Here is a 22,730-nt window from a genome sequence, read left to right as displayed (position 1 = left end):
CTGCGAGACGCTGTCATGAGTTACGAAATCCGCGACGCCCTGCCCGCCGATGTGCCGGGCATCCTCGACATCTACAACGACGCGGTGCGCAACACCACGGCCATCTGGAACGAAACACCGGTCGACCTGGCCAACCGCCAGGCCTGGTTCGAAGCCCGGGCGCAACAGGGGTATCCGATCCTGGTGGCCGTGGATGACAGCGGTGTACTGGGTTATTCCTCGTTCGGTGACTGGCGGCCATTCGAGGGCTTTCGCCATACCGTGGAGCACTCGGTGTACATCCGCGACGATCAGCGTGGCAAAGGACTCGGGCCGCAGCTGATGAGTGCGCTGGTCGAGCGTGCCCGGGGTTGTGGCAAGCATGTGATGGTGGCGGCCATCGAGAGCGGCAATGCGGCGTCGGTGCGCCTGCATGAACGGCTGGGGTTCGTGGTGACCGGGCAAATGCCGCAGGTTGGAGTGAAGTTCGGGCGCTGGCTGGACCTGACCTTCATGCAGTTGCTGCTGACCCCAGGAGCTGAACCACGCTGAAGCGCCTTCCCCTGTGCAAACGGCCTTGCGTCGCGAAAGGGCTGCAAAGCAGCCCCTGCAACCTTGAGGCTGGGCCAGAAATCGGCCGTTACGGCCTAGAGTTGGGTAAACCTGCCCAGGCGCTGCCTCAACATACTGTTCTCACTGCGCAACTGCTGCACCTCCTGCAGTAGTTCCAGCGCCAGGGCCACGCCTTCCCATTCCAGATCCAGCTCCTGGTGCAGCTTGACCGCGCGCCTGGCCAACAGCGGCGCCTGGTCGTCGAACAGCCAGTCTTCCGGCGTTCGCCCCTTTGGTTCAACGATGCCGTGCTCGACGATCTCGATCACGTAATCCTTCGTGATGTTGGCTTCCTGGCACAGGGTGCGCATATCCAGTTGAACGATCAGGGTGCTGCTCATGATCACTTACTCCATTGAGCCCTCGGATTGAACGCTGCCTTCTCGGAAAGCTTGGTCCACAGTTCGCGGGCAGCCTCATTGGATGTGGTCGGCATGACCACCTTGAGCTGCGCGTAAAGGTTGCCGCGCTCGCCCTGTTTGTTCACCAGCCCCATGCCCTTTACGCGCAGGCGCTGGCCGCTCTGGCTATCGGGGCGGATGGTCAGGTTGATCTTGCCCTCCAGGGTCGGCACCTCCACCTTGGTGCCCAGGGCTGCCTCCCACGGTGCCAGCGGCACAGTGACGATCAGGTCATGACCTTCGACATCGAACAGTGGGTGCGGTGCCATGCGAATGGTCAGGAACAGGTCGCCATTGGCCCCGCCACCGCTGCCCGGCGCACCCTGGCCTTTGAGGCGAATGCGCTCGCCGTCGGTCACCCCGGCGGGAATCTTCACGTTCAGGGTCTTGGTGGTGAACCCAGTGCGCTGGCCTGCACCATTGGTTTGCGGCACCTGGAAGCTGATCTGCTTGGATTCCTTGCTCAGGGTCTCCTCGAGGAAGATCGCCAGTTCCAGTTCCACGTCCTGCCCTCGCCTACCCGCACTGCGCTGTTGACCACGGCCACCGAAGGGGTTGCCGCCACGGGCGCCGAAGATCGAGCTGAAGAAGTCGGAGAAATCGCCGCCTTCGAAACCGCCACCACCCCCCCGGCTTTCCCAGCCTGGGGGCGCCTGGAACGGTCGGCCATGCTGGCCGCCGTACTTGCGAATTTCGTCGTACTCGGCGCGCTTCTGCGCATCGCCCAGCACTTCATAGGCCTCGTTGGCCTCCTTGAATTTCTCCTCGGCGTCGCGCTCCTTGCTGACGTCGGGGTGATACTTGCGCGCCAGCTTGCGGTACGCGGCCTTGATCGCCTTTTCGTCCGCGGTGGCCTCTACGCCAAGTATCTTGTAGTAGTCTTTGAAGTCCATCTATGGATCACCAGTGTGAAATTGCGTGTTGCTTCTGAAGATTGGGGTCAAGCATAGCCTTTCAAGCTTCGCTTGGCTTTGCTCCAAGGCAGACGGCCGGTCTTGATTCTGTTGCCAAGTGGCATAAACTGCGCGGCCGTTTTGCCTCCGGAAGCCTTTTCCCATGTCTGACGTATCACCGGCCCGCGCCCTCGGTATCGACTTCGGCACCTCGAACTCCACCGTCGGTTGGCACCGCCAGGGCGCTTCGTCGCTGATCGCCCTTGAAGATGGCAAGATCACCTTGCCCTCGGTGGTGTTCTTCAACCTCGAAGAGCGCCGCCCGGTGTATGGCCGTCTGGCGCTGCACGAGTACCTGGAAGGCTATGAAGGCCGCCTGATGCGTTCGCTCAAGAGTCTGCTGGGCTCCAAGTTGATCAAGCACGACACCAGCGTGCTGGGCAGCGCCCTGCCGTTCAAGGACCTGCTGGGCATGTTCATCGGCGAGCTGAAAAAACGCGCCGAGGCTGCCGCCGGTCGCGAATTCGAGCACGTGGTGCTGGGCCGCCCGGTGTTCTTCGTCGATGAAGACCCGGCTGCCGACCAAGAGGCCGAGGACACCCTCGCCGAAGTGGCGCGCAAGATCGGCTTCAAGGACGTGTCGTTCCAGTACGAGCCCATCGCCGCGGCCTTCGACTACGAGTCGGGCATCAGCCGCGAAGAGCTGGTGCTTATCGTCGATATCGGCGGTGGTACTTCGGACTTTACCCTGATCCGCCTGTCGCCCGAGCGCCACGAGGTGGCCGAACGCCAGAGCGACATCCTTGCCACCGGCGGCGTGCACATTGGCGGTACCGATTTCGACAAGCAACTGAGCCTGCAAGGGGTGATGCCATTGTTCGGCTACGGCAGCCGGATGAAAAGCGGCGCCCTGATGCCCACCAGCTACCACCTTAACCTGGCCACCTGGCACACCATCAACGCCCTGTACTCGCAGAAGTCGCAACTGGCGCTGGGCAGCATGCGCTACGACATCGAGGATACACTCGGCATCGACCGTCTGTTCAAGCTGATCGAGCAGCGCGCCGGGCACTGGCTGGCGATGGAAGTGGAAGCCAGCAAGATCGAGCTGACCGAGCACGATAGCCGACGCATCGACCTGGGCCGCGTCGAGCGGGAGCTGGGTGTCGACCTGACCCGCACACTGTTCGAAGGCGCTATCGAGGGGTTGCTGGAGCGTGTGCGTGGCAGCGTGACCGAGCTGCTGGGCAAGGCTGGTGTAAGCCCAGCCCAGGTGGACACGGTGTTCTTCACCGGGGGCTCCAGCGGCATTCCCGCGCTGCGCAACAGTGTGGCGGCAATGCTGCCCAATGCCCAGCACGTGGAAGGCAACATCTTCGGCAGTATTGGGAGCGGCTTGGCGATCGAGGCGCGCAAGCGATACGGCGCGGCCTGAATCCTTCCCTGCCTCATCGCCCGCAGCAGCCGGCGAGCCGGCGATGAGGCAGGGGAACCTACACCAGCTCGGCCCGCTTCAACTCACTCTTCAGATACGCGTAGTAAACAGGCCCCGCCACCACCCCTGGCAGCCCGAACGCCGCCTCGAACACCAGCATCGCCAACAGCAGCTCCCAGGCCTTGGCACTGATTTGCCCGCCAACGATCCGCGCATTGAGGAAATACTCGACCTTGTGGATGACGATCAGATAGCCCAAGGCGGCGGCCGCCACCCAGATCGACAGCGACAACCCGACAATGGTGATCAAGGTGTTGGACATCAGGTTGCCGATGACCGGCAGCAGCCCCAGCAGGAAGGTCAACACGATCAGCGTCTTGGTCAACGGCAGGTGCACGCCGAACAGAGGCAGCACCACCGCCAGGAAGATGCCGGTGAACACGGTGTTGAGCAGCGAGATCTTGATCTGTGCGAAGACGATGTTGCGAAACGCCTGCACCAGCAGGCTAAGCCGCTCGAACAGTGCCGCCGCCAGGGGTTTGCGCCGAGAAATGTCGGGAATGCGCTGCAGGGCGACGATGGCACCCAGGATCATGCCGATCAGCAGGGTCACGAACATGTGCGCCATGCCCTTGCCCACCAGCTGCAGGTCGCTGAGGTGGCTTTTGATCCAGTCACCGATGGCGACCTTGAACTCAGCGGCGCTGGCCGGCAGGTAGCCTTCGATGAACGGCGGCAGTTGGCCACGTGCACGCTCTACCAGGCCGATGAACTTGTCTAGCGAGGCACCGGGGTTCTCGGCTTCGTGCAGCAGAAAGCTGAAGGCTCCGGCGATCAGCAGCGCCAGGGTACTGACCACCAAGGTCCCCAGCATGGCCACGGCCAGCCAGCGTGCCCGTTGGCCGGTAATGACCGGCTGCAAGCGTGGCGTGAGCATGTTGACCAGTTCGAACACCAGTAACCCGGCCAGCAGGCTGGGCAGCAACTTGAGGGGCAACGCCAGCAACAGGCCGGCAAATACGATGATCCAACTGGCCAGGTTGATCTGGCGGGGGGTGAAGGTCATACAGCCTCAGCGGCAGACAACGGAAAAGATTCGCAGTCTGCCAGCCTTCGTCCTACAGGCATAGGCACAGGTCATTTCTTCTTCAGGCAGTCGCTCATGAAAGCCTTGCGCTCGTCCCCCTTAAGCGCCTTGGCGGTGGCGTCGGCGTTGCAGGTTTTCATTTTTTCCTGCTGGGTCGCCTTGAGGCACTTGCTCATGAATGCCTTGCGCTCGTCCCCTTTTAGGGCTTGTTCGGTGGCTTCGGCATTGCAGGTTTTCATCTTCTCCTGTTGCGCCGTGGCGGCGAATCCTTGCCCACAGATCAACACACCCAACACCAGCACAGGCACTTGCAGCATCTTCATGGAGTGGTCTCCTTGTCTCCGCGCCCGATGCACGGACATGGGGCTGAGTGTAGTCGTTTTCTCTACAGCCCTGCAGCCTTGAGCCGGGCTGCGTGCTCGGTGAACAGCCGCACCGGATCGGCCCCCTTGCCTACCGCGCCCAGTTGCTGGTTGACGATGTCCAAGTGATCGAGCGGGTAGTCATCACCGATCACCTGCCCCAGATGCGAGCTGAACCGCCCGACCATGCCGTCGCACTGTCCCTTCTCTTTCACGAAGCTGCGGGCGAACAGGCGGCAGAAGCGGTTGCTGCCATCGAACCGGTTGCGGCCCTGGTCGGTCAGCCCCGGCTGCAGCGTTCCCGACCAGGAGTAGTAGCGAACGCCATTGACCTCTACTGGCCCCTCACCACCCCAGGTATGCGGCAAGCCTTGTGGATAAGCCTGGTTGAAGCGTGCAACGCCATCGCTGGTCAGCGACTGGTGCGAGGCATGCACATCGATGGGTAGCGGATCGCGGCGCCAGCTGGTCTCCAGCCACACCAGCAATACCGCCACCCCATGCAGCACCGCCTTGAGCACGCGCCCCTGCGGGGAGTCGCCAGGCGCCACCCGCGCCAGATGATCGGCCAGCTCCGAGCCGTGGTTGGGCCCTGCCACCGAGGTCACTGACGCGATGCGATCTGGCCGTCTGGCCGCCGCATAACGCGCATCCAGGGCGCCTTGGCTGTGGCCGATGAGGTTGACCTTCTCGGCGCCGCTGCGCTGACAGAGCGCTTCGATGATCGCCAGGAGTTGCTCGCCTCGCACCTCGCTGGAGTGCACGGGCGAGACCTGTACCGGAAACACCTGTGCACCGCCGCGACGCAGGGCCGGGACGATGCCGAACCAATAGGGGTAGAGCAGCACCCGCACGAACCCAAGCATGCCCGGCACCAGTACCAGTGGGTATCGCGTTGCCAGTTCCTGCGCCATTGCCTGGCCCCTGTCCTTGGACGATGGGCCAACACTACCGCGCAGGCGGCGGGCATCGCAATCGAACTCCTGGCGTGCGCTGTGGTTCCAATCCAGAACAGACCCTTAGCAAGGAGCGGGACCATGTACAAGCAGACCCTGGCGATTCTTCTGGCAAGTGCCACCCTGGCGGCGTGCGGCAGCCGTCCGGAAAACCCGGTGGACTATGTCACCTTCCGTGACGAGCCGCTGGTGAAGCAGGTGGAGAACGGCATGACCATGCAGAAAGTCATCGCCATCGGTGGCAGCCCCTCGAACGTGATCGACCTGCCCCACGGCGGCACCTGCAATGACTACATCCTCAACCGCGATGGGCACCAGCAACCTTACTACGTGCGTTTCGATGCGACCGGCCATGTCGATGCCAAGGGCTTCAAGACCTGCAACCAACGCGAAAAGGACAGCGAAGCTGTCCATGGCGCGTGAACCTTCCTGACACCTGAACACCTGTCCTGATCTGTTTGGAGACCACCATGAGCAACGTTGAACTGACCGATGTGAACACCTTGCGCGCGCGGGCACGCCAGCATGTCGAGCAAGGCGCCGTGACCGAGGGGTACCCTGCTGATCGCGAGAAAATCCTGCGGCTGCTCAACGAGTCGCTGGCCACCGAGCTGGTCTGTACCTTGCGCTACAAGCGGCACTACTTCATGGCCAGTGGTATCAAGGCCAGTGTAGCGGCGCAGGAGTTTCTGGAACATGCCAACCAGGAAGCCGAGCATGCTGACAAATTGGCTGAGCGGATTGTTCAGCTGGGGGGGGAGCCTGATTTCAATCCGGATAACCTCTCGAAGCACTCGCATGCCCAGTATGTAGAGGGTAAATCGCTCAAGGAAATGGTGTTGGAGAACTTAGTAGCGGAACGGATTGCCATCGACAGTTACCGGGAGATCATCCAATACATCGGCGATAAGGATCCAACTACGCGGCGTATTTTCGAAGATATTCTGGCACAGGAAGAAGAGCACGCCGATGACATGTCGGATTTGCTGCAGGGCCTCTGACTGCTTTGCGTAAGAGCGGAACGGTGATGGAACTTCGCCTTGGCACAAGGTTAGGCTGACCCACTTACCACGGGCCAACCATAGGCCGAAAATTTAACTAAAAGCCGGCATTTGTCCCGCGTGAATATCCATTTGCCATGGAGTCGCTTCTTCACCTTTCCGCCCTTCCGGTGGGTTACTTTGGTCGTGGCCAAAGTAACCATAACCGTTGGCCCCTACCATCCAGCCCCTACGTTTCGGGGCTCCCTCACTCCGGCCTCCTGACCTCGTGATGTGTGGTGCCTGGATCCTCGCGCACTAAAAGCAAAGCACAGCAGCAACGCAACAGCAGAACAAGCGAAGCGCACAGCGCGACCGCGCTATTTCTTCACTGCCGCTGGTGCTTTGCCTGCCTTCATCTGTTGCAATAACGGCGTACATTGATTGGGCTCATCACCGCTACTCGGCGCTATCAATGCCAACAACCCCGCCGCCGGACCAGCAACCACGCCAAGCGCCACCATCCCCGCCCCGCGCAACGCCAACGGCACCGCCTGCACACCCGCACTAGGCTTGGCAAACGGCCCCCGTACATACAATGGCGAGCGCAGCGAGAACAAGCGAACGCCCTTGGACTCCGGTGTGATCTTCAAATCGAGCTGTTCACTGGCAAAGTTGGCCGTACCGTTGATGTAGATGATCGCGTTCTCCGTATCGAAAATGAACAATCGCGTCGTCGCCAACCCATTCTTGATCCCAACGTCCGCGGCTGCGCAGTTGATCTTCACATCTTCATCGCCAAACAACTTGCCAATCACGTAGTTGCCCACGTTCAGCCCAGCGATCTCCATCAGGCTGCGGCTGATAGCGCCGTCATTGATCAACATGCGCAGGTCACCGTTTGCAGTGCCCAACAACGCCGCCACCGAATTGCCACGGCCACTGATGTCGGCATCGCCGTTCAGTTCACCAAAACTGGTCTGCATCGGCGCGAAGCTTGGGAACAGTTGCTTGAGCTTGAACCCCCTGGCAGTCAGTTTGGCGCGCCCCTGCAACGGCACATTGCGACCGTCCAAGCGGATATCCGACGCCAGGTTGCCACCCGCCACACCGAAGCGCAGAGGCTCCAGGCGCAGCAATCCATCGTCGAGCATCACGTGGGCTGACAAATCGGTGAAAGGCAACTGTGCACTGTGGACGATGCGCTTGCCGCTGAAGGTGACGTCGGCATCCATCGCCCGCCAGCGCTCGGTCCTAAACGCCTCCACAGGCAACACCTTGCCCGACGGCTGCTTGCTGGCCCCGCCGCGGGCCTTTTGCTCGGCGTTCGAGTCGGCACCGATCAGCGGTGCCAGGTCCTTGAACAGCAGTTGAGTGGACACCAGGTTCCCCGACAGCTTTGGCCGGGGCTGACTGGCGACGAAGGCCAGGTCGCCATGGATATCACTGTCACCGATCTTGCCGTTGAACGACTGGTAATTGAACGTTGCGCCTTCTGGGGCTCGCAGGTTGGCGCTCAACCGCCCGTCCGTGGAGTACGCCGGGGTGTCCGGCAGGGTCACGCCAGTCAGGGGGTACAAGTTGCCCAGGCTCGCACCCGACAACTTCAGGCGCAAATCCAGCGCGCCAAGATTGCGCGGGTCGGTCAGCGTGCCGCTCAGCACCACATGGGTGTCGGCAATCCGGACGTCGGCTTGCAGCGGGAAGGGTTGGCTGGCGTCCTGCAAGGCCAGCAGCCCGCCCATCTTGCCGGTACCAGACACCGGCTGGCCCTTGTAACGGCCCTGGGCCTTGAGGCCGAAGGCATAATCCTGGGCTCCACCGGCCTTCTCGGCGCGTGCTTTACCGACGATGTCGCCAAATGGGATCGGCTTGCCCAACGGGTCGATCTGCACCTTCATGCTGGTTTTCAATGTCTGGTCATCGACACTGACATTGCCCTGGTCGAAACCGATGGCGCCGATATCCAGTTGCCACTGCGAAGGCGCTTCGTTTTCGTCCTTCGGCCCGAAGTCGAATGTCCAGTTGGCACGGCCGTCAGCTAGCCGTGTGAGGCTGGCGGTCGGCTGGGTCAGGTCGATACGGGGGATGACGATCTGCCGGAAGATCAGCGGCAAGGGCGACAGGCGGAACTCCACACGTTCCAGCCCAACCATCTTCGGCGCCTTCAACCAGTCAGGATTGCCCAAGGTGAGGTCTTCGGCGATGAAGCGCGGCCACGGCACCCAGGCTCTCCAGCCCCCTTCCTCCGGCTCGGTACGCCATTGCACGGCAAGATTGCCATTGATCGCGAAAGGGCGATGCAAGGCTTCGGATACCTTCTCGTTGAGCAGCGGCTTGATGCGGTTCCAGTCGAACGTGGCAATCACCACCAGCACGATCGCCAGTACGGTCACAAGGCTGCTGAGGGTCCAGACGAGGATTCTGGCGGGGCGCGTCATTGCGTGATTCTCCTGACAACATGGCACGAAGCGAGCGCAATGGTGGCACTCAATATCTCGGACTGATGAAAACCAGTGAGGTTTTATCGAGGAGGCCATGATAACCAGGTTTTTCCAGATGCCCCGCTCAGCTTTCCGTCATCTCCAGCCCTTCGCACGCATCACGGAAACAGTGGCCGTTAGCCGTTACCTGCCATGGAAACCCCTTGCTAGAGCGGTCTAAACGTCTATCAATATCGTCGATTGTCACCATTACCCTTATGAACTTCTCTCTGGCGTTACCGGGCGTAACATTAACTCCGTACCCACTTTCCAGCCCCCGAGAGGAGCACCGAAATCATGAAACGCCAACTGCTGACCCTGACCCTTTCAATCCTTGCCGCCAACGCTTTCGCCATGCCAGCCGATGACCAGCACCTGACCGCCGAATCGCGTTCCAGCGCTGCCGAAATGGCCCAACCGCTGAAAACGCTGGCAGAAGGTGGCGCGGATCGCCTGATCGAACGTTCGGGTCGAGTTGCCGAAGGTGGCTCCGACCGCCTGATCGAACGCTCGGGTCGTGTTGCCGAAGGTGGCTCGGACCGCCTGATCGAGCGCTCCGGCCGTGTTGCCGAAGGTGGCTCGGACCGTCTGATCGAGCGCTCCGGCCGTGTTGCCGAAGGTGGCTCGGACCGCCTGATCGAGCGCTCCGGTCGTGTTGCCGAAGGTGGCTCGGACCGTCTGATCGAACGCTCCGGTCGTGTTGCCGAAGGTGGCTCGGACCGTCTGATCGAACGCTCCGGTCGTGTTGCCGAAGGTGGCTCGGACCGTCTGATCGAACGCTCCGGTCGTGTTGCCGAAGGTGGCTCGGACCGTCTGATCGAACGCTCCGGTCGTGTTGCCGAAGGTGGCTCGGACCGTCTGATCGAACGCTCCGGTCGTGTTGCCGAAGGTGGCTCGGACCGTCTGATCGAACGCTCCAGCCGTGTCGCCGAGGGTGGTTCGGATCGTCTGGTCGAACTCAGCCGTGTGAGCTGATCGCCATGGCCGAAAAGAACAATCCCACGCAAAGCGCCTGCTCCCCTCCAAGCCCGGTCCATTGACCGGGCTTTGTTTTTTTATCCAGAATGCCCAGCCGTACAGCCACAGAATTCGCCCCCATGCTGCCTCGCGCCGAACAAAAGCTACAGACCCGCCAGGCCCTGCTGGACGCTGCCTGCCAGTTGATGGAGAGCGGCCGTGGGTTCGGCAGCATCAGCCTGCGTGAAGTCGCCAGGGCCGCGGGCATCGTACCCACCGGTTTCTACCGGCATTTCCCTGACATGGACGCCCTGGGCCTGTCCCTGGTCGCCGAAGTCGACGCCACCTTCCGCCAGACCATTCGCCTTGTTCGGCACAACGAATTCGAACTTGGCGGCATCACCGATGCTTCGGTACGCATCTTCCTCGATGTGGTCGCGGCTCACCGTGCCCAGTTCCTGTTTCTGGCCCGCGAGCAATACGGGGGTTCACAGGCAGTACGTCAAGCCATCGCCGGTTTGCGCCAAGGCATCAGCAACGACCTGGCGACCGACCTTGGACGCATGAAGCGCTGGCAACATCTGGATCAGGCCGCGTTGGCCGTGATGGCCGACCTTGTGGTCAAAACCGTGTTCGCAACCTTGCCCGAATTGATCGACAGTCCGGAGCCTGGTTATCCACAGGCACTGACGCCACAAGAGAAGATCACCCAGCAACTGCGCTTCATCTTCGTCGGGGCACGACATTGGCAGGGGTTGGGCAATCCTGGCTGATCGGCTGGCTGCAGCGGCCGGGCTCCTGGCAGGCTGGCACGAACAATCCCCAACCTCACTTCTGCTAACATGGCGCACTGCCCGATTGCGACGAGCGCCTTCATGTCCGACCCCCGCCCCACCCTGCCCGAACTGGCCCGCTTCAACCAGCACTTCGCCGAGCGCATCGTGCCGCTGTGGCAAGGCCCGGGCTGGAACGCCGACATGGCCCTGCCCTACGAGGCGCTGGACGCCCAGCATCGCCCGCTGCCGGTCCAGCGCTACCGCGCTATGGCCTGCGCCCGCCAACTCTACCTGTTCAGCAGCCGCATCGAGCAGCCCGGTGCAGCGGAACGTGCCGCCGCGCTGTTCCGCTCATTGCAGCGGCATTTCCACGATGCCGAGCACGGCGGCTGGTTCTACAGCATCGATGCCGACGGCAAGCCACTGGACACCCGCAAGGACCTCTACACCCACGCATTCATCGTGTTCGCCTGCGCACACTACTGGGGCAAGGTGCGCGAGAGCCTGGTGGAGTCCACCCTCAACGCAGCCCTGACAGTCATCGCGCAACAATTTGCCCGCGACGACGGCCTGTACGAAGCCAGCCTGGACCAGGATTGGTCGGATCTGGGTAGCGGACCGCTGCAGAACCCGCAGATGCACCTGGCCGAGGCCCTGCTTCAGGTACTGGCAGTGCGCGAGGACGACCAGGCACGCCAGGCACTGCTGCGGCTGTGCGACGCCCTGCACGCGCACTTCATCGAGCCGGAGCACGGCCTGATGCTGGAAAAACCGCGCGATGCTGTGGATAACTGGTTCGAGCCGGGCCATCAGTTCGAATGGTTCTACCTGCTCGATACCTCACCGCTGCTGCGCGAAACCCCACTGCATGCAGCGATAGACCGCGCATTCGACTATGCCGAGCGGTGCGGCGTGAAGGACGCGGCCGTGCTGGCGATGCTGGAGGTGAACGGCAAGGTGCTCGATGCCACCCAGCGGATCTGGGCACAGGCGGAATACCTGCGGGCGCTGGTGTTGCGGCCAGAGGGACTCGCGAAACTGCCTGCGCAGTTGAAGGCGATGGATCAACGGTTCCTTCACGCTGGCGGCTGGTATGAGTGCCGGGATGGTCAGGGCGCTGTCAGCCGCCACGACATGCCTTCAACCACCCCCTATCACTTGGCGACCTGCCTGCAAGGCCTACAGCGCCTGAACTGACGCAATTCCGCTCCCGAAGGCTCATGCGAGCCTTGCAGGAGCGGGCTGGCCGCCGATCAGCCCTTGGCCGAACGGTCGATCGAAAAACCTGCCCAGTCTTGGCTCACCGGCATCAGCTCCAGGCTGTTGATGTTGATGTGCGCCGGCTGGTTGAGGATCCAGAAGATCGTGTCGGCGATATCCTGCGGCTGAATCGGCTCGGCGCCAGCGTAAGTGGCGTCATACTTGGCTTGGTCGCCCCCGAAACGCACCAACGAGAATTCGCTCTCGCACAGGCCCGGTTCGATGTTGCTGACGCGCACGCCAGTGCCACGCAAGTCGCAACGCAAGCTCAACGAGAATTGACCGACGAACGCCTTGGTACCGCCATACACGTGGCTGCCAGGGTACGGATAGTTGCCGGCCACCGAACCCACATTGAGGATCGACGCACCACGGCCATGGGCGATCAACCGCGGCAGCAGCAGGCGGGTGGTGTACATCAGGCCCTTGATGTTGGTGTCGACCATGGTTTCCCAGTCATCCAGGTCGCACTTCTGCGCCGGGTCCGCCCCCAGCGCCAGGCCCGCGTTGTTGACCAGGCCGCGCAATTTCTCAAAGCCTGCCGGCAGGTTGGCAATGGCATGTTCCATGGCCTTGCGGTCACGCACATCCAGGACCAGGCCGTGCACTTCGGTCTTAGCCGCCAACTCAGCGCACAGGGCGTCCAGGCGATCCTTGCGGCGGCCTGTCAGGATCAGCTTCCAACCCGCCTCGGCAAAGCGCCGTGCGGTGGCCTCGCCGAAACCGGAAGTCGCGCCTGTGATGAATACGGTGGACGTCATGCTCTGTTCCTCGCTGTGGATTATCGTCGGCAGGGTTTGCAGCATGCCTTCCGAGCGCGCGGGCAGCAAGCCGTGTCCTGCGCTGGTCATTTTTTGTACATATGCTCGGAAGCCTCTGAACAGAGGGCCCGCCGGCAGGTATGCAGAACTTATCCACAAGGCTTTCCCCACGGATTGGGGGCAACTTATCGACACAGCGGAACCCTTTCAGCTTACTGCGGTCGTCCGCCACGGTCTTCATGATGGCCCAGGGCTTTCAAACATGCCGCCTACAGCGGACTGTCCAAGGCTTTTTCACAGAGTTATCCACAGGCATTGAACGCGTGTCGATCATCCCTGCCTGGGCAAGAATCCCCAGGAAAGTCATGTACTAAGGCTGCTTGATCAAAAAACGACCGATCCTTTGCAGGCCCCGTCGTTAAAGGGATACAACGAGATGCCACCATGTTTTCCACAGGCGGTTCCACATTATCCGTGGAAAAATAGAAACTGTGGAAACAATGACTTGCGAGTGGATTCTGGCGTGCTTCGGAAAAGATATGCGACAAGTTGTCCACATCGCCGGCAAGCCGGCTCCTACAGGTTGAAGCGCTCGCTGCAGGAACCGGCTTCCCGGCGTTTGGATGACTCAGTGCCCGCCCAGGTAGGCGTTGCGCACCTCCTCGTTCACCAACAACTCCTGCCCCGTGCCGGTCATGCGAATCTGCCCGTTGACCATCACGTATGCCCGGTCCGACAGCTTCAGCGCATGGTTGGCGTTCTGCTCTACCAGGAAGATGGTCATGCCGGTCTTGGCCAGCTCCCGCAGGGTGGAGAAGATCTGCTTGACCACGATCGGCGCCAGCCCCAGCGATGGCTCGTCGAGCAGCAGCAACTTCGGCCGGCTCATGAGCGCGCGAGCGATGGCCAGCATCTGCTGCTCACCACCGGACATGGTCATGGCCCGCTGGTTGCGGCGCTCCTTCAGCCGTGGGAACAGCTCGAACATGCGCTGCATGTCTTCGTTGGCGTATTGGTCGCCAATGGGGATGGTGCCCATCATGAGGTTTTCCTCGACGGTCATGTCGGGGAACACCCGACGCCCTTCCGGCGACTGGGCGATACCGTTGGAGGCGATGTAGTGCGACGACTTGCGGGTAATGTCGGTACCGCGATAAACGATTTGCCCGGACGCAGCCCGCGGTTGACCGAATATCGACATCAGCAGTGTCGACTTGCCAGCCCCGTTGGCGCCGATCAGGCTGACCGTCTCGCCTTCGTTGATATGCATCGAGACTTTCTTCAGCGCCTGGATCGGCCCGTAGAACACGTCCAGGTCCTTCAGCTCGAGAATGGGTGCACTCATACCAGTTCCTCTTCATCGGCACCCAGATAGGCGGCAATCACCGTCGGGTTGTGGCGAATATCCTGTGGCGAGCCTTCGGCGATCACGTTGCCGTGGTCCAGCACGACGATGTGGTCGGAAATACTCATGACCATGCCCATGTCGTGCTCGATCAGCACCACGGTGATGTCATGCTCGTCACGCAGCACACGGATCATGCCGCTCAGGGCTTCGGTTTCCTGCGGGTTGAGGCCGGCAGCCGGTTCGTCCAGGCAGATGATCTTCGGCCGGGTGCACATGGCGCGGGCAATTTCCAGGCGCCGCTGCTGACCATACGACAACTCGCCCGCCAGGCGGTTGGCACAGTCGACCAGGTCGACCACCTCCAGCCAATAGAACGCATGGTCGAGTGCATCGCTTTCGGCCTTGCGGTAAGCCTTGGTGTTGAGCACTCCGGCCAGCAGGTTGCGGTTGACCCACATGTGCTGGGCCACCAGCAGGTTTTCCACCACCGACATTTCCTTGAACAGGCGAATGTTCTGGAAAGTGCGCGCCAAGCCCGCACGGTTCACCAGGTGGGTGCCGCCGAACATCTTGTAGTACAAACGGTTGGCAAAGCGCGCGGGCGAGACGAAGTCCGCAGCCTGGAAACGCTCGCCGAGCAACTGGATCACATTGGTGTGGCTGCCGCGCACATTCAGTTCGATGCGCCCGCCACTGGCCTTGTAGAAGCCGGTGAGGCAGTTGAACACTGTGGTCTTGCCCGCGCCGTTGGGGCCGATCAGGGCGAAGATCTGGTTCCGCTTGACCTTCAGGCTCACATCGCTGAGCGCCTTGATGCCGCCGAACTGCATCATCAGGTTGTCGACCGAGAGAATGATATCGTCGCTCATGGCGCCACTCCTTTACGCGGGACCACACCGGTGCGGCTGATGCGGATCAGCCCACGCGGTCGCCAGATCATCATCAACACCATCAACACGCCGAACAGCAATACACGGTACTCCGAGAAACTGCGCAGCAGTTCTGGCGCCACCGTCAGCACGAACGCCGCAATCACCACACCCACGGTCGAGCCCATACCGCCGAGCACGACGATGGCCAGAATCAGCGCTGACTCGAAGAAGGTGAACGAGGACGGGTTGACGAAGCCTTGGTAGGTGGCGAAGAACACACCGGCCAGGCCAGCGGTGGAAGCGCCCAGGGTGAAGGCCGAGAGTTTGACCAGTACGTGGTTCAGGCCCATCGAACGACAGGCGATTTCATCTTCGCGCAGCGCTTCCCAGGCACGACCGACGGGCATGCGGGTGAGCCGATGCTTGATGTAGAGCACCGCCAGCACCACCAGGAACAGCACGGCGTAGATGAACACGAACTTCAAGTTGGCGTTGTAGTCGATGCCGAGGAATTCATGGATAGGCACCCCACCATCCTTGGCCCGACGACCGAACTCCAGCCCGAAGAAGGTCGGTGACGGCGCCGGCATGCCATTGGGACCACCGGTGAACGACAGCCAGTTGTTCAGCACCAGGCGGATGATCTCGCCGAAGCCCAGGGTCACGATCGCCAGGTAGTCACCGTGCATGCGCAACACCGGGAAGCCGAGTATGCACCCCGCTAACGCCGCGGCGATGGCGGCCAATGGCAGCACGCTCCAGAAGCCCAGCCCAAGGTATTGATAACCCAGGGCCAGACCGTAGGCGCCAATGGCATAGAAGGCCACGTAACCCAGGTCGAGCAGACCGGCCAGACCGACCACGATATTCAGGCCAAGGCCCAGCAGCACGTAGATCAGGCCGAGGATGACCACGGTAAGCAGGTACTTGTTGGCAAACACCGGGAAGACGATGGCGATCACCACCAGCGCCGGGATGATGTAGCGCAGGCGCGACTTGTAGTCAGGCGCACGCACATGCACGCCCGAGCCACCACTCTCGAAGCCCTGGAGCATGCGGCGTCCGGCGGCGGTCTGCAGGTACAGGCTGAGCAGGAAACGCCCGGCCATCACCCCGCCGACCAGCCAGGCGACACGGGTGGGCTCGGCGTTGAAGCTATAGCCGTCGAGCACCACGCCGACGACCGGACCGAAGACAATGAGTGCCAGCAGGCCGGCGACGATGGTCTCCAGCAAGCTGCGTTTGAGGTCGAAACCTTTTTCGATAACAGGGGCAGTATTGGCAGCGGACATGTTCACACCTTAGCCACGAGCGGGCGACCCAGCAGGCCTTGTGGGCGGAAGATAAGGATCATCACCAGCAACGAGAAGCTGAACACATCCTTGTAGTCTGAGTTGATCAGGCCAGAGAACAGCGACTCGGAAATCCCCAGGATGATCCCGCCCAGCATCGCGCCAGGAAGCGAGCCGATGCCGCCGAGTACCGCTGCGGTGAACGCCTTGATCCCGATGATGAACCCGGCATAGAAGTCGAAGGTGCCGTAGTTCATGGTGATCAGTACGCCGGCTAGGGCGGCCATCACCGCGCCAATGACGAACACGTAGGAAATCACCCGGTCGGTATTGATACCCAGGATCGAGGCCATCTTGCGGTCTTGCTGGGTGGCGCGGCACATACGGCCGAGCTTGGTGTACTTGATCACGTAGGTGAGCAAGCCCATGCCGACGAAAGCGGCTACCAGAATGAAGATCTTGGTGTAGGTCAGTTGCACGAAGCCGGTGCCGACTTCGACGCGCCAGGCGCCTTCCAGCAGCGTTGGAACGCCTTGCTGGCGAGCACCCTGGCTGATCTGCGCATAGTTCTGCAGGATCAGCGAGATGCCGATGGCACTGATCAGCGGTGCCAGTCGGGTGGAGTTACGCAAGGGTTTGTAGGCGATGCGCTCGATGGTAAAGCCGTAGACGCCAGTGACGACGATGGTGAACAACAGGGTGCCCAGCATCAGCAGGGGGAACGACTCGATACCGAAGTAAGCCAGCAATGCCAGGCTGATCGCCGCGAGGTACGCGGAAATCATGTACACCTCGCCGTGCGCGAAGTTGATCATGCCGATGATGCCATAGACCATTGTGTAGCCGATGGCGATCAGGCCATAGACCGACCCTAGGGTCAGGCCGTTGACCAGTTGCTGCAGGAAAATACCATCCATAACGCAATCTCACCTGATTGAGATTGCACGAGCGCCGACCACGGCGGGCCACGGATGAAGCGGCCCTCGCAGCGCAGAACTGTGCAGATCTACGGATAAAGACAGGTACCGCGGGGCTATGGCCCGAAGCATGCCCCGGGCCTGGCCGTTCTTATTTTTGTTTATCCAGCTGGTGGTACTTGCCGTTGGCATCCCACTGGTAGACCACGTAGTCGGACACGGTCAGGTCGCCCTTGCTGTCCCACTTCTTCTCGCCCATGACCGTCTTGACCGGGTTGGCCTTGAGCCACTTGGCAGCATCTTCGCCTTTGTTCGACTTCGCGCCATTGAACGCGGCAGCCAGCGCCTGGAGCGAGGCGTAGGCATACAGGGTGTAGCCTTCAGGCTCGGTACCGGCCTTGCGGAACTCTTCCACCACCGACTTGCTGTCCGGCAGCAGGCGCGGGTCGGCACCGAAGGTCATGTAGACGCCATCGACGTATTGGGCGCCGCCAGCGGTGGAGACCAGTTCGTCGGTGACGATGCCGTCATCGGACATGAATTTGACGTCCTTCAGGCCTTGTTCGCGCAGCTGGCGCACCAGCGGGCCAGCCTCTGGGTGCAGGCCGCCGAAGTAGACAACGTCGGCACCGGCAGAGCGGATCTTGGTGACCACGGCGCTGAAGTCTTTCTCGCCGCGGGTCAGGCCTTCGTACAGCACCGGCTTGACGCCACGCTTCTCCAGCTGCGCCTTGGTCGCGTCGGCCAGGCCTTGGCCATAGGTATCCTTGTCGTGCAGGACGGCTACCTTCTTGCCCTTGAGCACGTCAACGATGTAATCGCCAGCGACGATGCCCTGCTGGTCGTCGCGCCCACACATGCGGAACATGGCGGAAAGCCCGCGCTCGGTGACCTGCGGGTTGGTGGAGCCTGGGGTGATGGCGATCACGCCAGCCTCATCGTAGACCTCGGAAGCGGGGATGGTGTTGGAGGAACAGAAGTGGCCCACCACGCCGGCCACCTTGTCCTGGTCAACCAGGCGGTTGGCCACGGCCACGGCTTGCTTCGGTTCGCAGGCATCATCGCCTTTTACCAGAACGATCTTCTCGCCGTTGATGCCACCCTCGGCGTTGATCTTGTCGGCTGCCGCTTGGGCGCCCTTCATGTACTGCTCGCCAAACGCTGCGTTGGCACCCGTCATGGGGCCAGCGACGCCGATCTTGATGTCGGCCTGAACATACGAAGAAACACCCAGTGCCGTAGCTACGGCCAGAGCCAGGAAACCTTTCTTGTAAAACGTCTGCGACATGAGGTGGTGCTCCTAGAGTTTTTTTGGTTGGCACTACAACTTCTCAGCCCTGTACTTGGAGCAAGGGCCGTGCCATCGGTAATAAGAACTGGAAAAACTCACTGCAAGGGTCGTGTCCAAGCGACCGACGGCCTTTTCTTTATTGAGCGTGCAACCGTCTGCCGCGCGGCGGGCGCCACCACACGTACAGACAAGGAGCAACCATCGGGTGCCATCATTGCAACCTCGGCAAGTGTTTACGTGCAACCTGCCTGTAACAGCGGACGTCACCGAAGTGCACACCGCTGGTGCGCGACTGCTACAGACCGCACCGCTTCAAGGCTAGCTCGTGCACGAAAAAACACCTGATTTGCCCGAAACGCCTTCAATCGTTACCTGTCTGCACGACTCGACTTCCCCGCCACAGCACCTGCATCGACACATCAGCACTGAAAAGGCTGGCACAATGTTCGCCATTCGCCGCTTTTGGAGCCCCTTTAATGAGCGAGAGCGCATTCGCCGAGCGCATCGTGCATAACCTGCTCGACACCGACTTCTACAAGCTCACCATGATGCAGGGCGTGCTGCACAACTACCCGGATGCCGATGTGGAATGGGAATTCCGCTGTCGTAACGGCGAAGACCTTCGCCCCTACCTTGGCGAGATTCGCAACCAGATCGAACGGCTCGGCGACCTGACCTTGGACGAAGGCCAGTTGGCCTTTCTCGAACGCATCAGTTTTCTCAAACCCGACTTCCTGCGCTTTCTCGGGCTGTTCCGCTTCAACCTGAGCTACGTCCATCTGGGCATCGAGAACAACCAGCTGTGCCTTCGGCTGCGCGGCCCATGGCTGCATGTGATCCTCTTCGAAGTGCCCCTGCTGGCCATCATCAGCGAAGTGCGCAACCGCCACTTGCACCCGCGCATGCGCCTGGCCGAGGCTCGCGACCAGTTGCATCGCAAGTTCGACTGGCTGCGCGCCCATGCCAGTGAAGACGAGCTGGCCGAATTGCAGGTCGCTGACTTCGGCACACGTCGGCGCTTTTCAAGCCGCGTCCAGGAAGAGGTGGTGCGGGTGTTGCGCGATGACTTCCCGGCGCGGTTCGTCGGCACCAGCAACGTCGACCTGGCATGGAAACTGGATGTCAAACCCCTCGGCACCATGGCCCATGAATGGATCATGGCGCACCAGCAACTGGGGCCACGGCTGATCGACAGCCAGATCGCCGCCCTCGATTGCTGGGTCCGCGAATACCGTGGCCTGCTCGGTATCGCCCTGACCGACTGCATCACCATGGACGCATTCCTGAGCGATTTCGACTTGTACTTCGCCAAGCTGTTCGATGGCCTGCGCCATGACTCGGGGGACCCGGTGGCTTGGGCGGAAAAGGCCATCGCCCATTACCAGAAACTCGGTATAGACCCCATGACCAAGACCCTGGTGTTTTCCGATGGCCTGAACCTGACCCGCTCGCTGGAAATCTTCCGCGCCCTGCGCGGTCGCATCAATGTCAGTTTTGGCATCGGCACCAACCTGACCTGCGACATTCCTGGGGTGGCGCCAATGAACATCGTGCTTAAAATGACCGACTGCAACGGCTCGCCGGTGGCCAAGATCTCCGACGAGGCTGCCAAGACCCAGTGCCGCGATGAAAACTTCGTCGCCTACATGCGCCACGTATTCAAAATCCCCAGCAAGGAGTAACCCATGCAAGCCGTTCAGCAAGAGATTGCCCAGGCGCTCAAGGTACAGCCGCCGTTCGCCGACGCAGCCGCAATCGAGGCCGAAGTCGCCCGGCGCGTGGCCTTCATCAAGGATTGCCTGGCCAATGCCCGGCTCAAGACCTTGGTACTGGGCATCAGCGGCGGTGTCGACTCGCTGACCGCCGCCCTGCTCGCCCAGCGGGCGATCAACGAGTTGCGCGCCGAGACTGGCGATAAGGCCTATACCTTCATCGCCGTGCGCCTGCCTTACCAGGTGCAGCACGATGAGCATGACGCCCAGGCCTGCCTGGACGTGATCAAGGCCGACGAAGTGCACACGGTGGATATCGCCCCGGCAGTACGCGCCCTGGCATCTGAAGTGAAAGCACTGGAAGGCGGCTCGCCGTCGATGGTGGATTTCGTGGTGGGCAATACCAAGGCCCGCATGCGCATGGTGGCCCAATACACCATCGCGGGCGCCCGCGCTGGCCTGGTGATCGGTACCGATCACGCCGCAGAGGCGGTAATGGGCTTCTTTACCAAGTTCGGTGATGGTGCGTGTGACCTGGCTCCGCTGAGCGGTCTGGTGAAAAACCAGGTACGAGCGATCGCCCGTCGTTTCGGTGCGCCGGAATCATTGGTGGAGAAAGTGCCGACCGCGGACCTCGAAGACCTCGCGCCGGGCAAGCCGGACGAAGCGTCCCATGGCGTGACCTACCAGCAGATCGACGCGTTCCTGCATGGGCTGCCAGTGGATCAGGAAGCGTTCAACATCATCGTGAACACCTACCGCAAGACCCAGCACAAGCGCGAACTGCCGTTCGCCCCTTGAGCCGTCTGGTGCCGCTTTGCGGCCCTGTCGCGACACAAGGCCGCGCCCACGAGGACTGCGCAGTGCTTGAGAAAGCGCTAAATCCTGTGGGAGCGGCCTTGCGTCGCGTAGGGAGGGCAAAGACCTCCCCTGGTTCAAGCCATCATTACTTGACGACCACCTTGCCCTTCATCATCGAGATGTGGCCAGGGAAGGTGCAGAAGAAGCTGTAGTCGCCACCCGCTTCGAGCTTGGAGGTGTCGAACTTCACCTCGGTTTCTTTTTCCGGTGCGCCGATCATCTTGGTGTGGGCAATGATCCCGGCATTGGCGGCGTTGATGTAATCGTTATCAAGGCCCTTGCTCATCCCCTCGGTGGCAATGCCCTGCATGTCGGCAGTCTTGCTGATCACCAGGTTGTGGCCCATGACGTTCTTCGGCAGGTTGCCGGAGTGGGTCAGTTTGACCGTAAATTCCTTGCAGCTCTTGTCGACGGTGATTTCCTTGGTGGTGTAGGACATCTGGTCGGTCGAGTCGACAGTTACCGAACACTCGGCTGCGAAGACAGAGGCGCTGGCGAGGGTCAGCAGGGATACCGCTACAGCTTTCGCAAACATCATGAATCTCCTTGGCAGGGTTTTATCAATTGCGAGACTGCCTGAAACCGTTCAGCCCCCACCTGATGTGAATCAAAGGGGTGTCAAGAGGCCAGTCAGTAGAATTGTTCGATTGATTGTATACAACCAATCTAAGAGCACATCATGCCCTTATAGTGGACGATGGGACAACCTCTCAATTAGGAGTCACCCGAAATGTCCCTTGGAAGCCTGATGAACAGCCTGCTCGCCGCTTACGCCCACGGTGCCAGTGGCGCGATGTGCGAATTCTCCCGCCCAGAGTGAAACCGCCCTTGGAACCAGCAGGCATGAGCCGTACCCTGTCACCGCAATGCGACTGGAGATGAGCAATGCCTGTACGTTCCGTTTGTGTGTTCTGCGGCGCCAGCATCGGTGCCAACCCTGCCTACCGCGAAGCAGCCGTGGCCCTTGGCCAGGCCATTGCCCGACGCGGCCTGACCCTGGTGTATGGCGGCGGCGCGGTCGGCCTGATGGGCACCGTGGCCGACGCGGCCCTGGCCGCAGGTGGCGAAGTGATCGGGATCATCCCCGAGAGCCTGATGAACGCTGAAATCGGCCACAAGAACCTGACCCGCCTGGAGGTGGTCGACGGCATGCACGCACGCAAGGCGCGCATGGCTGAGCTGAGCGATGCCTTTATCGCGCTGCCCGGTGGCTTGGGTACGCTTGAAGAACTGTTCGAGGTCTGGACCTGGGGGCAACTGGGCTATCACGCCAAGCCGCTAGGGTTGCTCGATGTGAAGGGTTTCTATGAAAAGCTGGGCGGGTTCCTCGACCATATCGTCGAAGAAGGATTCGTGCGGCCGCAGCATCGGGCGATGTTGCTGCTGGGTGAGCAGCCGGATGAGCTACTGGATGGGATGGACAACTTTGTCGCGCCAGTGGCGCCAAAGTGGGTAGACAAGAAACCTGATTGATCTCGATCGATAGCCTGACGGC

23 protein-coding genes are annotated in these 22,730 nt (G+C 61.2%); 10 read left to right on the top strand and 13 right to left on the bottom strand.

Annotated elements, in window-relative coordinates:
- The first annotated feature begins 15 nt into the window (after nucleotides 1-15).
- Nucleotides 16-531 carry a GNAT family N-acetyltransferase gene (locus IF103_RS02820; protein WP_023378518.1) on the top strand — a complete coding sequence of 172 codons (516 nt, stop codon included), beginning with the start codon at nucleotides 16-18 and terminating at the stop codon, nucleotides 529-531.
- 95 nt (nucleotides 532-626) lie between these two features.
- Here the strand turns inward: IF103_RS02820 and IF103_RS02815 are convergent, their stop codons facing one another.
- Both IF103_RS02815 and cbpA read right to left on the bottom strand, forming a co-directional pair.
- Nucleotides 627-932: a chaperone modulator CbpM gene (locus IF103_RS02815; protein ID WP_023378516.1), complete on the bottom strand. Its 306-nt coding sequence runs from the start codon at nucleotides 930-932 to the stop codon at nucleotides 627-629.
- A gap of 2 nt (nucleotides 933-934) precedes the next feature.
- Nucleotides 935-1,885 carry a curved DNA-binding protein gene (gene cbpA, locus IF103_RS02810; protein ID WP_027907980.1) on the bottom strand — a complete coding sequence of 317 codons (951 nt, stop codon included), beginning with the start codon at nucleotides 1,883-1,885 and terminating at the stop codon, nucleotides 935-937.
- A gap of 163 nt (nucleotides 1,886-2,048) precedes the next feature.
- Here cbpA and IF103_RS02805 point away from each other — a divergent pair, with 163 nt between their 5' ends.
- Nucleotides 2,049-3,320, top strand: coding sequence for an Hsp70 family protein (locus tag IF103_RS02805; protein ID WP_027907979.1), 1,272 nt, complete (start codon nucleotides 2,049-2,051; stop codon nucleotides 3,318-3,320).
- A 58-nt stretch (nucleotides 3,321-3,378) separates the two neighbouring features.
- Here IF103_RS02805 and IF103_RS02800 read toward each other — a convergent pair whose 3' ends face one another.
- The 3 genes from IF103_RS02800 to IF103_RS02790 form a co-directional block, all read right to left on the bottom strand.
- Nucleotides 3,379-4,386 (bottom strand): AI-2E family transporter, encoded by a 1,008-nt coding sequence (locus IF103_RS02800; protein WP_023378514.1) that lies wholly within the window; start codon nucleotides 4,384-4,386, stop codon nucleotides 3,379-3,381.
- A 71-nt stretch (nucleotides 4,387-4,457) separates the two neighbouring features.
- Nucleotides 4,458-4,730 carry a PsiF family protein gene (locus IF103_RS02795; protein WP_023378513.1) on the bottom strand — a complete coding sequence of 91 codons (273 nt, stop codon included), beginning with the start codon at nucleotides 4,728-4,730 and terminating at the stop codon, nucleotides 4,458-4,460.
- Nucleotides 4,731-4,792: 62 nt separating this feature from the next.
- Nucleotides 4,793-5,683, bottom strand: a complete 891-nt coding sequence (locus IF103_RS02790; RefSeq protein ID WP_023378512.1) for an esterase/lipase family protein — start codon at nucleotides 5,681-5,683, stop codon at nucleotides 4,793-4,795.
- 123 nt (nucleotides 5,684-5,806) lie between these two features.
- Here IF103_RS02790 and osmE point away from each other — a divergent pair, with 123 nt between their 5' ends.
- Together osmE and IF103_RS02780 are read left to right on the top strand one after the other, a co-directional pair.
- Complete coding sequence (gene osmE, locus IF103_RS02785; RefSeq protein WP_023378511.1) at nucleotides 5,807-6,148, top strand: osmotically-inducible lipoprotein OsmE; 342 nt, start codon at nucleotides 5,807-5,809, stop codon at nucleotides 6,146-6,148.
- A 47-nt stretch (nucleotides 6,149-6,195) separates the two neighbouring features.
- Nucleotides 6,196-6,726, top strand: coding sequence for a ferritin-like domain-containing protein (locus tag IF103_RS02780; RefSeq protein WP_023378510.1), 531 nt, complete (start codon nucleotides 6,196-6,198; stop codon nucleotides 6,724-6,726).
- Nucleotides 6,727-7,085: 359 nt separating this feature from the next.
- On the opposite strand, the gene IF103_RS02775 is transcribed toward IF103_RS02780, so the two are convergent.
- A complete protein-coding gene (locus IF103_RS02775; protein WP_023378509.1) occupies nucleotides 7,086-9,146 on the bottom strand; it encodes an AsmA family protein in 2,061 nt (686 codons plus the stop codon).
- Nucleotides 9,147-9,596: 450 nt separating this feature from the next.
- Between IF103_RS02775 and IF103_RS02770 the strand changes: the two genes are divergently transcribed.
- The 3 genes from IF103_RS02770 (at nucleotide 9,597) to IF103_RS02760 (ending at nucleotide 12,118) form a co-directional block, all read left to right on the top strand.
- Nucleotides 9,597-10,163, top strand: a complete 567-nt coding sequence (locus tag IF103_RS02770) for a phage infection protein (protein WP_502709916.1) — start codon at nucleotides 9,597-9,599, stop codon at nucleotides 10,161-10,163.
- A 122-nt stretch (nucleotides 10,164-10,285) separates the two neighbouring features.
- Entirely contained in the window at nucleotides 10,286-10,918 is a 633-nt protein-coding gene (locus IF103_RS02765; RefSeq protein ID WP_202675844.1) for a TetR family transcriptional regulator, read from the top strand.
- Between the two features lie 102 nt (nucleotides 10,919-11,020).
- Nucleotides 11,021-12,118 (top strand): AGE family epimerase/isomerase, encoded by a 1,098-nt coding sequence (locus tag IF103_RS02760; RefSeq protein WP_104882227.1) that lies wholly within the window; start codon nucleotides 11,021-11,023, stop codon nucleotides 12,116-12,118.
- 56 nt (nucleotides 12,119-12,174) lie between these two features.
- Here the strand turns inward: IF103_RS02760 and IF103_RS02755 are convergent, their stop codons facing one another.
- The 6 genes from IF103_RS02755 to IF103_RS02730 form a co-directional block, all read right to left on the bottom strand.
- A complete protein-coding gene (locus IF103_RS02755) occupies nucleotides 12,175-12,942 on the bottom strand; it encodes an SDR family oxidoreductase (RefSeq protein ID WP_023378505.1) in 768 nt (255 codons plus the stop codon).
- A 628-nt stretch (nucleotides 12,943-13,570) separates the two neighbouring features.
- Nucleotides 13,571-14,287, bottom strand: coding sequence for an ABC transporter ATP-binding protein (locus tag IF103_RS02750; protein ID WP_023378504.1), 717 nt, complete (start codon nucleotides 14,285-14,287; stop codon nucleotides 13,571-13,573).
- Complete coding sequence (locus tag IF103_RS02745) at nucleotides 14,284-15,159, bottom strand: ATP-binding cassette domain-containing protein (protein ID WP_023378503.1); 876 nt, start codon at nucleotides 15,157-15,159, stop codon at nucleotides 14,284-14,286. Before IF103_RS02745 ends, IF103_RS02750 begins: the two co-directional genes overlap by 4 nt.
- Entirely contained in the window at nucleotides 15,156-16,454 is a 1,299-nt protein-coding gene (gene livM / locus IF103_RS02740; RefSeq protein WP_023378502.1) for a high-affinity branched-chain amino acid ABC transporter permease LivM, read from the bottom strand. The genes IF103_RS02745 and livM overlap by 4 nt, the downstream gene beginning before the upstream one ends.
- Before the next feature lie 2 nt (nucleotides 16,455-16,456).
- Nucleotides 16,457-17,371 (bottom strand): ABC transporter permease subunit, encoded by a 915-nt coding sequence (locus tag IF103_RS02735; protein WP_013974411.1) that lies wholly within the window; start codon nucleotides 17,369-17,371, stop codon nucleotides 16,457-16,459.
- A 151-nt stretch (nucleotides 17,372-17,522) separates the two neighbouring features.
- A complete protein-coding gene (locus IF103_RS02730) occupies nucleotides 17,523-18,659 on the bottom strand; it encodes a branched-chain amino acid ABC transporter substrate-binding protein (protein ID WP_023378500.1) in 1,137 nt (378 codons plus the stop codon).
- Between the two features lie 479 nt (nucleotides 18,660-19,138).
- Here IF103_RS02730 and pncB point away from each other — a divergent pair, with 479 nt between their 5' ends.
- Both pncB and nadE read left to right on the top strand, forming a co-directional pair.
- Nucleotides 19,139-20,344 carry a nicotinate phosphoribosyltransferase gene (gene pncB / locus IF103_RS02725; RefSeq protein ID WP_023378499.1) on the top strand — a complete coding sequence of 402 codons (1,206 nt, stop codon included), beginning with the start codon at nucleotides 19,139-19,141 and terminating at the stop codon, nucleotides 20,342-20,344.
- Between the two features lie 3 nt (nucleotides 20,345-20,347).
- A complete protein-coding gene (gene nadE / locus IF103_RS02720; RefSeq protein ID WP_023378497.1) occupies nucleotides 20,348-21,175 on the top strand; it encodes an NAD(+) synthase in 828 nt (275 codons plus the stop codon).
- 145 nt (nucleotides 21,176-21,320) lie between these two features.
- On the opposite strand, the gene azu is transcribed toward nadE, so the two are convergent.
- Nucleotides 21,321-21,770 carry an azurin gene (gene azu, locus IF103_RS02715; protein ID WP_027907973.1) on the bottom strand — a complete coding sequence of 150 codons (450 nt, stop codon included), beginning with the start codon at nucleotides 21,768-21,770 and terminating at the stop codon, nucleotides 21,321-21,323.
- A 350-nt stretch (nucleotides 21,771-22,120) separates the two neighbouring features.
- On the opposite strand from azu, the gene IF103_RS02710 reads away from it, so the two are divergent.
- Entirely contained in the window at nucleotides 22,121-22,708 is a 588-nt protein-coding gene (locus tag IF103_RS02710; RefSeq protein ID WP_023378494.1) for a cytokinin riboside 5'-monophosphate phosphoribohydrolase, read from the top strand.
- Nucleotides 22,709-22,730: the final 22 nt, after the last annotated feature.

This window comes from Pseudomonas sp. SK2 (assembly GCF_016772395.1).
Lineage (GTDB): Bacteria > Pseudomonadota > Gammaproteobacteria > Pseudomonadales > Pseudomonadaceae > Aquipseudomonas > Aquipseudomonas taiwanensis.
This window is presented reverse-complemented; position numbering and strand designations above follow the sequence as displayed.

Coding starts and splice junctions, on each gene's coding strand:
- IF103_RS02820 (WP_023378518.1), top strand. CDS start 16: ATGAGTTACGAAATCCGCGACGCCCTGCCCGCCGATGTGCCGGGCATC.
- IF103_RS02815 (WP_023378516.1), bottom strand. CDS start 932: ATGAGCAGCACCCTGATCGTTCAACTGGATATGCGCACCCTGTGCCAG.
- cbpA (WP_027907980.1), bottom strand. CDS start 1,885: ATGGACTTCAAAGACTACTACAAGATACTTGGCGTAGAGGCCACCGCG.
- IF103_RS02805 (WP_027907979.1), top strand. CDS start 2,049: ATGTCTGACGTATCACCGGCCCGCGCCCTCGGTATCGACTTCGGCACC.
- IF103_RS02800 (WP_023378514.1), bottom strand. CDS start 4,386: ATGACCTTCACCCCCCGCCAGATCAACCTGGCCAGTTGGATCATCGTA.
- IF103_RS02795 (WP_023378513.1), bottom strand. CDS start 4,730: ATGAAGATGCTGCAAGTGCCTGTGCTGGTGTTGGGTGTGTTGATCTGT.
- IF103_RS02790 (WP_023378512.1), bottom strand. CDS start 5,683: ATGGCGCAGGAACTGGCAACGCGATACCCACTGGTACTGGTGCCGGGC.
- osmE (WP_023378511.1), top strand. CDS start 5,807: ATGTACAAGCAGACCCTGGCGATTCTTCTGGCAAGTGCCACCCTGGCG.
- IF103_RS02780 (WP_023378510.1), top strand. CDS start 6,196: ATGAGCAACGTTGAACTGACCGATGTGAACACCTTGCGCGCGCGGGCA.
- IF103_RS02775 (WP_023378509.1), bottom strand. CDS start 9,146: ATGACGCGCCCCGCCAGAATCCTCGTCTGGACCCTCAGCAGCCTTGTG.
- IF103_RS02770 (WP_502709916.1), top strand. CDS start 9,597: ATGGCCCAACCGCTGAAAACGCTGGCAGAAGGTGGCGCGGATCGCCTG.
- IF103_RS02765 (WP_202675844.1), top strand. CDS start 10,286: ATGCTGCCTCGCGCCGAACAAAAGCTACAGACCCGCCAGGCCCTGCTG.
- IF103_RS02760 (WP_104882227.1), top strand. CDS start 11,021: ATGTCCGACCCCCGCCCCACCCTGCCCGAACTGGCCCGCTTCAACCAG.
- IF103_RS02755 (WP_023378505.1), bottom strand. CDS start 12,942: ATGACGTCCACCGTATTCATCACAGGCGCGACTTCCGGTTTCGGCGAG.
- IF103_RS02750 (WP_023378504.1), bottom strand. CDS start 14,287: ATGAGTGCACCCATTCTCGAGCTGAAGGACCTGGACGTGTTCTACGGG.
- IF103_RS02745 (WP_023378503.1), bottom strand. CDS start 15,159: ATGAGCGACGATATCATTCTCTCGGTCGACAACCTGATGATGCAGTTC.
- livM (WP_023378502.1), bottom strand. CDS start 16,454: ATGTCCGCTGCCAATACTGCCCCTGTTATCGAAAAAGGTTTCGACCTC.
- IF103_RS02735 (WP_013974411.1), bottom strand. CDS start 17,371: ATGGATGGTATTTTCCTGCAGCAACTGGTCAACGGCCTGACCCTAGGG.
- IF103_RS02730 (WP_023378500.1), bottom strand. CDS start 18,659: ATGTCGCAGACGTTTTACAAGAAAGGTTTCCTGGCTCTGGCCGTAGCT.
- pncB (WP_023378499.1), top strand. CDS start 19,139: ATGAGCGAGAGCGCATTCGCCGAGCGCATCGTGCATAACCTGCTCGAC.
- nadE (WP_023378497.1), top strand. CDS start 20,348: ATGCAAGCCGTTCAGCAAGAGATTGCCCAGGCGCTCAAGGTACAGCCG.
- azu (WP_027907973.1), bottom strand. CDS start 21,770: ATGTTTGCGAAAGCTGTAGCGGTATCCCTGCTGACCCTCGCCAGCGCC.
- IF103_RS02710 (WP_023378494.1), top strand. CDS start 22,121: ATGCCTGTACGTTCCGTTTGTGTGTTCTGCGGCGCCAGCATCGGTGCC.